The following is a 13157-nucleotide window of genomic DNA, read 5'->3' as shown; positions in this document are numbered from 1 at the left end:
GCAGGCGCCGGACGGCGCGCCGCGGCGCGTGGAGCGCCGGGCGCCCTGCCCGTCCGGCGGCGAGGAGTCGGCTCCCGCCGAACCCTCGCCACGGTGTCAGGACACCGGGATCAGCGCACCACGGCGAGCTGCTCGCGCTTGTCGCCGTTGAACGTGTACAGCGTCAGGGCGCCGTTCTTGATGTCGCCCTTCTCGTCGAACGCGATCGTGCCCGTGATGCCCTTGTACTCGCTCTTGGCAAGCTCAGGCAGGTACTTCGCCGGGTCCGCCGAGTCGGCCTTCACCATGGCAGCCACCATCACGTTCACCGCGTCGTACACGTACGGGGCGTACAGCTTGACGTCGACGTTGAACTTCTCCTTGTAGCGCTTGGCGAAGTCGTCGATCGGGGCCTTCTGGTCGGCCTCGACACCGCCGGCTTCTGCGCACACCACCTGGCCCTGTGCCAGCGAACCGCCGGCCAGGTTGGGAAGCTCGGCCGTGCAGATGCCGTCGCCGCCCATGAACTTGCTCTCGATGCCGAGCTGCTTCATCTGGCGAAGCATCGGGCCGCCCACGGCGTCCATGCCACCGAAGAAGACGACGTCCGGCTTGACGGCCTTGATGGCGGTCAGGATGGCGCTGAAGTCCTTTTCCTTGGTGTTGGTGAACTGGCGGGACGCCACGGTGCCACCGCCGGCGGTGATCGCCTTGACGAACTCCTCGGCGACGCCCTGGCCGTAGGCCGTGCGGTCGTCGATGACGGCGACGTTCTTGCCCTTGAGTTCGTTCAGCGCGTAGCGACCGAGCGTGCCACCGAGGTGCACGTCGTCAGCCACGACGCGGAACGTCGTCTTGAAGCCCTGGCGGGTGTACATCGGGTTGGTGGCCGACGGCGAGATCTGCGGGATGTTGGCATCGCTGTAGATCTTCGACGCCGGGATGGTCGTGCCGGAGTTCAGGTGGCCGATGACGCCGTTGACCTTGGCATCAGCGAGCTTCTGAGCCGCGGCGGTGCCCTGCTTCGGATCGCCCGCGTCGTCTTCGGCGAGCAGCTCGAGGCGGACCTTCTTGCCGCCCAGCGTCACGCCCTTGGCATTGAGTTCGTCGATCGCCAGGCGCGCGCCGTACTCGTTGTCCTTGCCCAGGTGAGCGATCTCGCCGCTCGTCGGTCCGACGTGACCGATCTTCACCACCACTTCTTCGTCCGCCTTCTTGCCACACCCGGCCAGCACGACCGCAATGGCAACCGCCGACAGTGCAAACAGTGAACGCTTCATACACAGGCTCCTAGAGGATTGAAAGACACAGGCTCAGGCACGGATCGGGCCAGACCTGTCGCTACCGCTTCGACACACACGAACAAACATGAAAAAACTCACGACGGCGAGCCGCCGCGAGGCAGGCGAGCCAACTCGGCGGCCACCGCATCGCGGACCGTCTGGCGCAGGCTCGACGACAGCTGGCCGCGAAGCTCGGCCATCAGTGCATCCGTCAGGCGTGCGAGGGCCGGCACCATGACCTCATGGAGCCGATCCTCGAACTGCTGGTCGATCTGGCGCCCGAGCGCCGCGAGCACGCGCTCGACGACGGCATCCTCCGAAACGGACACGGGCGGGTTCGCGGCCGTGCCGATCGGCTGGGGAATGGGCACGGGAACCGGCGCATGAGCCGCGCCCACGGCCGGCCCTTCGTCGCGGCCCCACCAGCTGCCGGAGAAATCGGGCGGCAATGGAGAGGGCGGCGCCATGGCAGGCAGGGGCAGTCCGACCCGCATGTGAGACGGGCGGCGCTTGAGCCACTCCGGCGGATTGGGTGCCCCGTCGATCGCCGAAGCGGAAACGGGTGAAGCCGCCGGCGGTGCCCCACCGGGGAGCGTTGCGCTGGCAGCCGCCCCGACAGGCTCGGAGCGTTCCATGAGCGGTGCCGCCGTCGCTGTGCCGGCCAAGGGAATGCCGGGCGGGGCGACGGCCGTGTGGCCGAAGGTCACCGAAGGCGGCGACGGATTGGGCGTCACGGCGAAGGGCGCCTCGACGGGTGCAGGCATCGACGTGGCGGCGGGCGGTGGGGGGACTGCCGCTGACGCCGGGAGGCGGGTCGGGGACGCGGCGGACGACACGGCGGCCGCCGCGGGGTTCACCGTGCCGGAGGCCGGCAAGCCCGGGGTTGCGTTGGGGGTGCCAGGCGTCGATGGCGCGCCAGGCCGCGACGTTGCCGATGCGGACGCGGCAGCCAGTGCGGGTGCGGCGGCGGTACCTGTGGCCACCCGAACCGCAACTTGGCCGATCGGCACCACGGAAGGGGCCACGACGGGCGACGACGCCGGAACCTGCGCTGAACCGGCCGTCTGCACCGGAGCCTGCGGCACGGCAGGCGCCGGTGCCGCGGCGGCCGTCGGCAACGAGGCCGGGGGTGGCACGGCCGTCAGCGCGGGCACCGGCTTCGCGGGCGTGCCAGAGGCGGGACGCGACGTCAACGCCGCGGAGGTGGCCGCGCCGCCGCCCTCCACGAACGGCGGTGAGGCGGCCGGCGCATCTTCATCCGCCGACACCACGGCCTGGGACCCGGCATCGGTCATCTGAACCACCTCGGTCAGCACCGGAAGCCGATGCGGAGGTGGTGAGCCGGAAGAGGCGTTCTTCATGCGCTGGCGTCCTGCGCCACGTCGTGCTTCAGGAGCACGTAGCCGCGATCGGCATAGTGCTTCCAGCGCGCGCGGCCGGTCGCCCGCGACGGCCCATCGACCGGCACGAGTTCGATGACGCGCGCAAAGCTCTCGAAACCCTCGACCAACGCATCTCCCATGTTCAACAAAACGTCCTGATGTGGTGCATCGTGCACCGCGCCCGTCAGCCAGACGGGCGTGTCTCGCAAGCGCGGTGCCAAGGGCTCGGCGCCCCGGGCATGGGCATGCGGCACGAAGTCGACCGGCTCGAACGTCCAGAGCTGGCGGTCCAGTTGCACCAGCACCGGCTCAGGCGCCGTGACGACGACCCGTGCGCCCCGCCGCACCGCTTTTCTCAACAGCCTGCAGGCGTAAGCCATGCGATCGGGCACGTTGAAGTGGAAACTGATCTCGGTCATCGGTTCAGGGGGAAAACCCGCCTGTTCAACCCGCCTGGGACAAAACGTAGTGGGTCAGCAGGCTGACCGGCCGGCCGGTGCCGCCCTTGGACGCGCCGGATTTCCAGGCCGTGCCGGCGATGTCGAGGTGGGCCCAACGGTAGTTGCCGGTGAAGCGCCGCAGGAACATCGCCGCGGTGATCGCGCCACCGGCACGCGGGCCGACGTTCGCCATGTCGGCGAAGTTGCTCTTGAGGCCTTCGTCGTACTCCTCGTCGAGCGGCATCCGCCAGCAGGGATCGAGGCCCGCCTGGCCGGCGTCGATGAGTTCGCTGGCGAGCGCCTCGTCGGCGGTGAAGAGCCCACTGCGGTGGTTGCCGAGGGCGATGACGCAGGCACCGGTCAGCGTGGCGATGTCGACCACGGCCGCCGGCTTGAACCGCTCGGCGTAGGTGAGCGCATCGCACAGCAGCAGACGGCCTTCGGCGTCGGTGTTCAGCACCTCGATGGTCTGGCCCGACAGGCTCGTGACCACGTCACCCGGCTTCAGCGAGCGGCCGTCCGGCATGTTCTCGCACGCCGGGATGATGCCCACGACGTTGACCTTCGGCTTGAGTTCGGCGACCGCGCGCAGGGTGCCCAGCACGCTGGCCGCGCCTCCCATGTCGAACTTCATTTCGTCCATCTCCGCGGCCGGCTTGATGGAGATGCCGCCGGTGTCGAAGGTGACGCCCTTGCCGACCAGCACGATCGGGGCCTTGCTCTTGGCCGCGCCCTGGTAGCGCAGCACGATGAACCGGGGCGGCTCCTCGGAGCCCTGGGAGACGGCGAGGAAGGATCCCATGCCGAGTTTCTCGATGGCCTTGCGGTCGAACACCTCGACCTTGAGGTCGTGCCGCTTGGCGAGCGCGCGCGCCTCGTCGGCCAGCAGCGAGGGCGTGCAGTGGTTGGCCGGGCGGTTCGCCCATTCGCGGGCCAGTGTCACGCCGTTGCCGATGGCCTGGCCGCGCAGCAGGCCGAGCTGGGCCACCTTGGCGTGCAGCTTGTCGGTGACGAGCACCACCGTCGTGATGGCCGCATTGGCGGGCGCGCTCGGCTTGGTGTGGCGGTAGACGTAGGTGGCGTCCAGGCTGGCGGCGACCAGCGCCTCGGCATGGCTCGCATCGACTTCGCCGCCCACGAGCACCACGCCCACGGTGCGGGCACCGGTGTCCTTGAGCAGCGCGAACCCCTTGGCGAGGGCCGTCTTGAAGGCCTTGGGCGTGGCCGACGCGGCGGCGGTGACCGCCACCCGCGGCACCCGGATGCCCTGCGGACGATGCAGGTAGAGCGTGCGACCGGCCTTGAGCTGGAAATCGCCCTGGGCCATCGCTTCCTCGATGGGAGCGGACAAGCGGGCGTCGAAGCCGGCGTCCAGGGTGTCGCCGGCCACGACGACCAGCAGCGCATCCACGTTCAGGGAAGACAAGCCCGAAGACGGAAGAATCTGATGACGAAAGTCCATAATGCCGCCCAGTCAATAATCCAACGATGTTATTCGATTCCACCCTGCGACGAGACGTCGCCCGAACATTCGGCGCCACCCTCGTCGTCATCCTCACCATCGTGCTCACGATGTTCCTGATCCGCACGCTCGGACAGGCCGCCGTAGGCAACGTTTCCCCGCAGGATGTCGTGCTGCTGCTGGGCTTCACCTCGCTCGCGAACCTGCCCACGATGCTGAGCCTGTCGCTCTTCATCGCCGTCGTCGTGACCCTCGGCCGGATGTACCGCGAAAGCGAGATGGCGATCTGGTTCGCCAGCGGCATCGGCCTCAGCCGCTTCGTGCGGCCGGTGCTGCGGGTCAGCTGGCCGGTGCTGCTCGTCGTCGGGCTCATGGCCCTGTTCGTGTGGCCCTGGGTGAACCAGCAGAGCGCCGAACTGAAGGAACGATTCGAGCGCCGTTCCGACCTCTCACGCGTGGCCCCCGGGCAGTTCCAGTCGTCGCGCGACGGGTCGCGGGTGTTCTTCATCGACCGCGACCAGGCCGACGCCGGCACCGGCCGCAACGTGTTCATCCTCATCAAGAAGGGGGACACCGAATCGGTGACCACGGCCCGCACCGGCCGCATCGAGAACCTGCCGGAGGCGGACTTCCTGGTGCTCGACGGCGGCCAGCGCAACGAGCAGAACCTGCGCACCAACGAGAACACGGTGTCTCGCTTCCAGAGCTACCGCATCCAGGTGGGTGAACGGGCGCGCGACCAGGTCACCGCCCTGCCCTACAAGGCGCGTCCCACCATCGACCTGCTCACCAACCCGGACGCCAAGGCCCAGGGTGAACTCACCTGGCGCGTCGGGCTGACGCTCGGATCGGCCAACCTGTTGCTGCTGGCGCTGAGCCTGTCGGCCACGCAGCCTCGCCGCGCAAGCAACTGGAACCTGCTCTTCGCCCTGCTGGCCTTCGTCGTGTACTACAACCTCATCAACCTGTCCCAGGCCTGGGTGGCTTCCGGCCGCATGCCGATGGGAGCGGCGCTCCTGGGCATCCACGGCGGCGCCTTCGTGCTGGCCACGGCCCTGCTCTGGTGGCGTGACCACGGCACCCATTTCTCGTGGCGCCGTCCCGCGGCCACGACGACGGTGGCTCGCGCATGAGGACCGTCCGCCGCCTTCTCTATGCCGACGTCGTCAGCGCCGTCGTCTTCGTTGCCCTGGCCTTCCTCTCGCTGTTCTTCTTCATCGACTTCGTCGACGAACTGGGGGACGTGGGCAAGGACTACTCGGCCATGCACGCCGCGCTCTATTCGCTCCTGGAACTGCCCGGGCACCTGTACGAGCTCGCGCCGATTGCCGTGCTGATCGGCACCATCTATGCGCTGTCGCGGCTGGCGCAGTCGTCGGAATTCACCATCCTTCGCACGGGCGGCCTCGGGCCGGGGCGCGCGCTGTCGTTGCTCATGGGCCTGGGCATCGCCTTCGGCATCCTGACCTTCGCGGTGGGCGACTACCTGGCTCCGCTGAGCGAACGTGCGGCGGCCGAGCTCCATGCCCGCGTCAAGGGAGGCGTGCTCCTGGGTCGCGCAGGGGCCTGGCTCAAGGACCGGCAGATGACGCCGGACGGCGAACGCAGCTTCTCGGTGAACGTCACCGCCGCGGCAGCGGACGGCGAACTGCTGGGGGTGCGCATCTACGCCTTCGACGCGCAAGGGCGGCTCATCGAGCGGGTGGCCGCAGAGGCAGGTCGGGTCGACGACGCCGGTGTCTGGACCCTCAACAATGCCACCGTCACGGACTGGCGCGGCGCCTCGGCCGCCGCCGCCGCCGACACGGCGGAGCTGACCGTCGACGTGCAACGCCAGCCGAGCTACCGCTGGCAAAGCACGCTGTCGGCCAACGTGGTGGCTGCAGCCGTGCTGCCGGTGAATTCGATGTCGACCTTCGAGCTCTTCCGCTACATCGCGCACCTGTCCGAGAACGAGCAGACTGCGCAACGCTACGAGCTGCGCTTCTGGAAGCGTGCGCTCTACCCCCTGGCCTGCCTGGTGATGGTCGGGCTCGCGCTGCCCTTTGCCTACCTGCACGCCCGGGCGGGCGGCGTGAGCCTGAAGGTGTTCGGCGGCATCATGCTCGGCATCAGCTTCGTGCTGATGAACAACGTGGCGGCCCATGTCGGCTTGCTCAAGAACTGGACGCCATGGCTGGTGGCGGCCACCCCGAGCGGGATCTACCTGCTCCTTTCCATGGCGGCCTTCAGCTGGCTCGTGAGGTACCGATGATGTCCACCCCTTCCACCGGCCTCCTGCTGTTTGCCCATGGCGCCCGGGATCCGAACTGGTCATTGCCCTTCGAGGACGTGGCGCGCCGCGTGCGCGCACAGCGGCCCGACGCCCGCGTCGAGCTCGCGTTCCTCGAGTTCATGACGCCCGACATTGCCACCGCCGGTCGGCAACTGGCCGAAGCGGGCTGCACCCACGTCACCGTGGTGCCGCTCTTCCTGGGCGCGGGCGGCCATGTGCGGCGCGACCTGCCGGCGCTGCTGGCCGGCCTGGAGGCAGGCTTTCCTGCCGTGCGCTTCGCGCTCACCCCGGCCGTCGGCGAACTCGACACCGTGATCGACGCCATGGCCAGCACGGCCTGCGCACTGGCGGACGCCAACAGGCCTTAGATTCCTGGTGGAATAATCGGGGCAGATTTTCCAACCGCCCTGGAATATGAACCTCCATCAGTTCCGGTTCGTGCAAGAAGCCGTCCGGCGCAACCTCAACCTCACCGAGACGGCCCGCGCGCTGTTCACCTCGCAGCCGGGGGTCTCCAAAGCCATCCTCGAGCTGGAGGACGAACTCGGCGTGGACATCTTCGCCCGCCACGGCAAGCGCCTGCGCCGCATCACCGAGCCCGGCGCGGAGGTGCTCAAGTCCATCGAGATCATCATGCGCGAGGTGGGCAACCTCAAGCGCATCGGCGAGGAGTTCTCGAAGCAGGACGCCGGCACGCTGTCCATCGCCACCACCCACAGCCAGGCCCGTTACTTCCTGCCCGGCCCGGTGGCGCAATTGCGCCGCCGCTTTCCCAAGGTCAACATCAGCCTGCACCAGGGCTCGCCCGCCCAAGTGGCCCAGATGGTGATCGACGAGGTGGCCGACATCGGCATCGCCACCGAATCCATCAACGACTTCGAAGGGCTCGTGACCCTGCCCTGCTACGAATGGCAGCACGCCGTGGTGATGCCCGCCGGCCACCCCCTCGCCCAGGCCGAGACCCTCACGCTCGAGGACCTGGCGCTGCAGCCGCTGGTCTCGTACCACCCGTCCTTCAGCGGTCGCACTCGGGTCGACCAGGCCTTTGCCGCCGGGCACCTGAAGCCGAACATCGTGCTCGAAGCCATCGACGCGGACGTCATCAAGACCTATGTTCGCCTGGGCCTGGGCATCGGCATCCTCGCCGAGACCGCGGTGCGGGACGACCCGGCCGGCGGCGACCTGGTGTCGCGGCCGGTGGGCCATCTCTTCGGCTCCAACGTCACGCGCGTCGCCTTCAAGCGGGGCGCCTACCTGCGCAACTTCGTGTTTGCCTTTGCGGAAATGCTCGCCGAGCGACTCAACCGCGCCGTCATCCTGCAGGCCATGGGTGGCGAGCCGCCGCCGGAGCCCCTGCCCTGACGCGGCGCGCCGCCACGAACATCCCTTGTCTCGGACCTGTCCCGCCGTGCCTGTCGACCCCGCCTCGCCCACCATGCCCACCCTGACCCCCACCCTCACCAGCCGACTGCCCCAGGTCGGTACCACGATCTTCAGCGTGATGTCGGCACTCGCCCAACAGCACGACGCCGTCAACCTGGGACAGGGGTTTCCCGATTTCGACTGCGACCCGCGGCTGGTGGAGACGGTGGCCCGCGCGATGCGCAACGGCCACAACCAGTACCCGCCGATGCCAGGCGTGCCGGCCCTGCGGCACGCGGTGGCCGACAAGATCGAGCGCCTCTACGGCATGCGCTACGACCCCGACGCCGAGATCACCATCACCGCTGGCGCCACGCAGGCCATCATCACCGCCATCCTCGCGCTGGTGCACCCGGGCGACGAGGTGATCGTCCTCGATCCCTGCTACGACAGCTACGAGCCGAGCATCGTGCTCGCGGGCGCCCGCGCCGTGCACGTGCCCCTGCTCGCCGAGACGTTCCGCCCCGACTTCGCGGCCTTGCGCGCGGCGCTCACATCGCGCACCCGCGCCCTGATCGTCAACACGCCGCACAACCCGAGCGCGAGCGTCTGGACGGCCGGGGACATGAGCGACCTCGCGGTCCTGCTTCGGGATACCGATGTGCTGGTGATCGCCGACGAGGTGTACGAGCACATGGTGTTCGACGGCGTGCCCCACGAAAGCGTGTCGCGCCACGCCGACCTGGCCGCGCGCAGCCTGGTGGTGTCGAGCTTCGGCAAGACCTTCCATGTGACGGGCTGGAAGGTGGGCCATGTGGCCGCACCGGCCGCCCTCACGGCGGAGTTCCGCAAGGTGCACCAGTTCAATGTCTTCACGGTCAACACGCCGGTGCAGCACGGGCTGGCCGACTACCTGGCCGATCCCGCGCCGTATCTGGAACTGCCGGTGTTCTACCAGCGCAAGCGCGACCTCTTCCGGCAAGGGCTGGCGGCGAGTCGACTGCGGCTGCTGCCCAGCCACGGCACCTACTTCCAGTGCGCCGACTACAGCGCGGTGAGCGACCTGCCGGAAGAGGATTTCTGCCGCTGGCTCACTGCGGAGGTTGGCGTGGCGGCCATTCCGTTGTCGGCCTTCTACGCCGACCGGCGTGAACAGCGTCTGGCGCGCTTCTGCTTTGCCAAGCAGGACGCGACCCTCGAGCGGGCGCTGGAGCGCTTGGCCTCCCTGTAGCGGCCCGGCCACCCCACGCGGAGGCTTGCCGACCGGAGACCCCAATGGCCCGCTTCAACCGCGGGATGGGGGCGTGCCGTCCTCGCGTGGCTGCGGCGGCACCGGGGAGACGTCGAGGTTCAGGTCGAGGTCGAACTCGAGTGGCGTGTCGCCTGGACGTTGTGCCGGAGGCTCGGGTTGGGGTTCGAGGCTGAGCGTGAAGGGTTCGACCGCTGCCGGCATTCCGGGGTAAGGCGCGGCCTGCACCGCGTCGCCGTCGCCCTCGCCCAAGGGGAGCAGAAGGTCCACGCCCGAAGCCGGGACCTCGCGCTCGGCGAGGTCGCGCGAAATACCGTAGAGGAACAGCAGTTCGCGGTAGGCGGGCACGTCGAAGGTCGGGCCCGCATCGCGCTGGAAAAGCAGCCGGTCGAGCACGGCCATGGCGTCCGCCGGTGACGCCCAGACGTCCTGCACCCGGCTCAAGACGTCAGGGTAGCCCTCCAGGCTGTTGCCGGACTCCGGGTCCACGCCCCACTCGGGCGCATAAGCGTTGAAGCGCCGGTTGAAGCGCTCGCGGATGCGCTCGTAGGGCTCGCGTTCGTCCCGGCGTCGGTAGATCTCGAGCAGCTTGAGGTACGGCAACGGGCTCACGCCGCTCGTGCTGCGCACGTGGCCCATGAGCAGATCGATGGCGGCCTCGTCCTGCCCGAGCACCACGAAGAATTCCACCTGCTGTTCGAGGTCGATGAGCTCCTCGGCGGACATCGGCCGGCGCAGTCCGGCGTCGGCCAGGTCGGCCCCACTGGTCGAATCGATGGCGGGCGCTGGCGCCGGCACGAAAGCCGCGTTTCGGGGCGGTTCCGCCTCGGCCGCCACGGCCTGACGGCGCGGGCGGAGATCCGGCGCCGGTCCGTCGCCGAGCTTCGCGGGAGAACTCCAGTCATCGGCCGGTTCGGCCTTCAGCAGCGCCTCGGGCTCGGCCGCCCGGGCGGCTTCAGCCGTCCACCAAGCGGCGCGCGCCTGGTCACGGCGACGCAGCAGAAAGAGGCCGACCACGGCGCCAGCCAGCAGCAGGCACAGGACCGCGAGCGCATAGGTGACAGGGTTCGCATAGCGCGCTTCCTCGGCAGCACGCACACGCGCCTGCAGCGCGTCGAGGGTCCGATCCTTCGCGCGCCGTTCTTCGAGGAGTTGCTGCACCGAGGCTTCGAGGGCCTTCAGGCGCGCTTCGTCTTGTGCACGGCGTGCCAGTTCGGCTTCGTCGGCGGCCGGCATCACGGCCGATGCGGGGCTTGACGACGGCGCGGCCGTCGACGCCCCTCGCTCGTCGTCCTCCGGTGCATCGAGCTCCAGCACGGGTCGCTGCGTCCGCTGCGGAGCGCGTGGCCGGACCGGTGCAGGCGTGTTGCGTGCGGCCGGCGTCGATGCCGGACCGGTAGTGGCCTCGACCGAGGACGTGGACGCTTCCGGCATGGCCGCCGCGCGAGGTGCCGCGGGTGGCCGGGTGGCCGGCGCGCTGCGCGCCGGTCGCGCCGGTCGGCGCGGTGCTGCTGCGACGGGCGCTGGCGCTGACGCCGTCGCCCCCGCACCGAATGGACCCGGATTTACCGCACCGCCCTCTGCAGCGTCATCGGCGCCGCCCTGGCCGTCGGCCATCTGGGGCAAGGTGTGCGGCGGGTCGGCGAAAACGACGAAGCCACGGGTCAGCTGGGTGGGGCAACCGGCACGCACCGTCACCGTCAGCGAGGGTTCATCGATGGGAAGCGAGGTACTGACGCGGATGCGGCGTTCACCGGCGGCGCCGCCCCGCACGAGCCGCGCGACGACCTGATCGGCGGGAAGCCGACGGTCGCCGACGTCCACATCGGCCGCAACGCAGGAGGCTTCGATCTGCTCGCCCGGCTCGAGGCGAAGGTTCACCGAGAAGGCCAGCGGCCGGCCCAGCGCGGTCAGACCGGACGCGTTCCCGAAGCCCAATGCCTTGGCGTGACTGGCTTGCAGCAGCAGCGCGAGAAGGATGGGCGTCTGGATCAGGGATCTCGGCATGCGTGAGGGCGTCTGACGCTTTTTTTTACACTCTAGCATGATCCTCCCCGGGGAGCGGCCGTGCTGCGAGCTCATGCCAGGGCGCGTGACACAATCGCCGCAACTCGACTCCCGGCCCGCCCCGCCCCATGTCCTCCGAGCTCCTGACCGAACGACGCGCGGCCACCCTGGTGCTGACCGTGAGCGACCCCGCGTCGCGCAACACCTTGTCCGCCCAGGCCTGCGCCGCCGGCATCGAGGCGCTGAGCGTCGCCGAATCCGACCCTTCGGTGCAGACCATCGTGCTGCGCGGCGACGGCCATCATTTCTGTGCGGGCAGCCACCTGCAGCGGGTGCAGCCCGGCGTCATCGACGACCTCGAGGCGTCCGCCGAGGCGCTGCAGCGGTTCAACGACTTCACCGCCGCACTGCAGGTGTGCCCGAAGCCGGTCATTGCCGCGGTGGAAGGCCTTGCCGCGGGCGGTGGATTCGCGCTCGCCCTGGCGTGCGACCTGATCGTCGCCGCTGCGGACGCCCAGTTCGTCTTGCCCAACGCGGCGAATGGCCTTGCGCCCGAGGGCGGCATCACCTGGCAACTGATGCAGCGCGTGCCGCGTGCGCTCGCCCTCGAGTGGCTGTGGCTCGGCGCGCCCGTGGCCGTGGAGCGCCTTCAGTCGCTGGGCATCGTCAACCGGGTGGCCGGCTCGGGGCTCGCGCTCGATCAGGCCCTTCACCTGGCCGCGCAGTTGGGCACCGTCGCGCCCGACGCCACCGCGCGAGTGAAGGAGCTCGTGAACCAGTGTCCGGGGCACAGCCTACTCCAGCAGGCCGCACTCGAACGGGATTACCTTCTGCAATCGCTGCGCGGGCTCGACGGGGAAGAAAGCGTTGACGCCGCCCCGGTGCCACCCGCCTGAATGGCCGGGCCGGCGGCATGCGCGCCGGGTCATGGATCGGGGACAATACCCGCACGACAAGCATGCCCGGCGGCAAGCGCCCTCGTGAGCCACACCGCTTCAGAGACCTTCCATGCACACCCCAGTTCTCACCGCTGAAGAGCGTCACCACATCGACTCCGCCTCGTGGTTCTCCAAGCTGTCGCAACCGCTTCGGGATGCCATCCTCTCCCGGGCCATCGTGCGCCGCCTGGCCGATGGCGCCCTGCTCTCCTCGCGGGGCGAACCGGCCGATTGGTGGTGCGGCGTGGCCAAGGGTGCGGTGCGGGTCAGCTCGGTGTCGCTGTCCGGCAAGCAGATCACGCTCACCTACGTGGAGCCCGGTGTCTGGTTCGGCGACATGGCCCTCTTCGACGGCCTGCCGCGCACCCACGACTCCAATGCCCATGGCGAGACCACGCTGCTCATCGTGCGCAAGGCCGACTTCAAGGAACTGCTCTCCCAGCACGTCGAGCTCTACGATGCCCTCCTGCGCCTGAACTGCCGTCGCCTGCGCCTGATGTACGACCTCATCCAGGACCTCAACACGATGCCGCTGGCCGCGCGGCTGGCCAAGCAGCTGCTGCTGCTCGCGCGCAGCTACGGCATCAAGGAAGGCGAGGAAATTCGCATCGGTCTGCAGCTGGCCCAGGAAGACCTGGCCCAGCTGCTCGGTGCGTCGCGACAGCGGGTGAACCAGGAGCTCAAGAGCTTCGAGCGCGAGGGTGCCGTGCGCATCGAGCCGACGCGGCTGGTCGTGCTCTCCAAGGACAAGCTGCTCGCCCTGTCGGAACCCCACTGAAC

The 13157-nt window shown here is 69.2% G+C and carries 13 protein-coding genes; 8 read left to right on the top strand and 5 right to left on the bottom strand.

The window, feature by feature from the left end; all coding sequences use genetic code 11:
- Window positions 1-110: 110 nt before the first annotated feature.
- Window positions 111-1259 carry a branched-chain amino acid ABC transporter substrate-binding protein gene (locus ACSQ2F_RS08020; RefSeq protein WP_436021520.1) on the bottom strand — a complete coding sequence of 383 codons (1149 nt, stop codon included), beginning with the start codon at window positions 1257-1259 and terminating at the stop codon, window positions 111-113.
- A 98-nt stretch (window positions 1260-1357) separates the two neighbouring features.
- Window positions 1358-1756 (bottom strand): hypothetical protein, encoded by a 399-nt coding sequence (locus ACSQ2F_RS08015; RefSeq protein ID WP_436021518.1) that lies wholly within the window; start codon window positions 1754-1756, stop codon window positions 1358-1360.
- A gap of 139 nt (window positions 1757-1895) precedes the next feature.
- On the opposite strand from ACSQ2F_RS08015, the gene ACSQ2F_RS08010 reads away from it, so the two are divergent.
- Window positions 1896-2561 (top strand): hypothetical protein, encoded by a 666-nt coding sequence (locus tag ACSQ2F_RS08010; protein WP_436021516.1) that lies wholly within the window; start codon window positions 1896-1898, stop codon window positions 2559-2561.
- Between the two features lie 58 nt (window positions 2562-2619).
- Here ACSQ2F_RS08010 and ACSQ2F_RS08005 read toward each other — a convergent pair whose 3' ends face one another.
- Window positions 2620-3063: a DNA polymerase III subunit chi gene (locus tag ACSQ2F_RS08005; RefSeq protein WP_436021514.1), complete on the bottom strand. Its 444-nt coding sequence runs from the start codon at window positions 3061-3063 to the stop codon at window positions 2620-2622.
- A 25-nt stretch (window positions 3064-3088) separates the two neighbouring features.
- A complete protein-coding gene (locus ACSQ2F_RS08000; RefSeq protein WP_436021512.1) occupies window positions 3089-4546 on the bottom strand; it encodes a leucyl aminopeptidase in 1458 nt (485 codons plus the stop codon).
- Window positions 4547-4572: 26 nt separating this feature from the next.
- Between ACSQ2F_RS08000 and lptF the strand changes: the two genes are divergently transcribed.
- The 5 genes from lptF to ACSQ2F_RS07975 all read left to right on the top strand — a co-directional run bounded on the left by lptF (window position 4573) and on the right by ACSQ2F_RS07975 (window position 9414).
- The gene (lptF, locus tag ACSQ2F_RS07995; protein ID WP_436021510.1) at window positions 4573-5679 is read left to right on the top strand and encodes an LPS export ABC transporter permease LptF; all 1107 of its coding nucleotides are present in this window, start codon (window positions 4573-4575) and stop codon (window positions 5677-5679) included.
- Complete coding sequence (lptG, locus tag ACSQ2F_RS07990; protein ID WP_436021508.1) at window positions 5676-6800, top strand: LPS export ABC transporter permease LptG; 1125 nt, start codon at window positions 5676-5678, stop codon at window positions 6798-6800. Before lptF ends, lptG begins: the two co-directional genes overlap by 4 nt.
- Window positions 6800-7189 (top strand): sirohydrochlorin chelatase, encoded by a 390-nt coding sequence (locus ACSQ2F_RS07985; RefSeq protein ID WP_436021506.1) that lies wholly within the window; start codon window positions 6800-6802, stop codon window positions 7187-7189. The genes lptG and ACSQ2F_RS07985 overlap by 1 nt, the downstream gene beginning before the upstream one ends.
- 46 nt (window positions 7190-7235) lie before the next feature.
- A complete protein-coding gene (locus ACSQ2F_RS07980) occupies window positions 7236-8183 on the top strand; it encodes a CysB family HTH-type transcriptional regulator (protein ID WP_436021505.1) in 948 nt (315 codons plus the stop codon).
- Window positions 8184-8256: 73 nt separating this feature from the next.
- Complete coding sequence (locus ACSQ2F_RS07975) at window positions 8257-9414, top strand: pyridoxal phosphate-dependent aminotransferase (RefSeq protein ID WP_436021503.1); 1158 nt, start codon at window positions 8257-8259, stop codon at window positions 9412-9414.
- Window positions 9415-9468: 54 nt separating this feature from the next.
- Here ACSQ2F_RS07975 and ACSQ2F_RS07970 read toward each other — a convergent pair whose 3' ends face one another.
- The gene (locus ACSQ2F_RS07970) at window positions 9469-11439 is read right to left on the bottom strand and encodes a type IV pilus assembly protein FimV (protein WP_436021501.1); all 1971 of its coding nucleotides are present in this window, start codon (window positions 11437-11439) and stop codon (window positions 9469-9471) included.
- Between the two features lie 128 nt (window positions 11440-11567).
- On the opposite strand from ACSQ2F_RS07970, the gene ACSQ2F_RS07965 reads away from it, so the two are divergent.
- Window positions 11568-12335 (top strand): enoyl-CoA hydratase-related protein, encoded by a 768-nt coding sequence (locus ACSQ2F_RS07965; protein ID WP_436021499.1) that lies wholly within the window; start codon window positions 11568-11570, stop codon window positions 12333-12335.
- Window positions 12336-12447: 112 nt separating this feature from the next.
- On the top strand, window positions 12448-13155 hold the full coding sequence (locus ACSQ2F_RS07960) for a Crp/Fnr family transcriptional regulator (protein ID WP_436021497.1): 708 nt from the start codon (window positions 12448-12450) through the stop codon (window positions 13153-13155).
- Window positions 13156-13157: the final 2 nt, after the last annotated feature.

The sequence above is a fragment of the Rhizobacter sp. LjRoot28 genome, assembly GCF_964253025.1.
Taxonomy (GTDB): domain Bacteria; phylum Pseudomonadota; class Gammaproteobacteria; order Burkholderiales; family Burkholderiaceae_C; genus Rhizobacter.
Note: the sequence above shows the minus strand (reverse complement) of the source record. Positions and strands in the feature narration are given on the sequence as shown.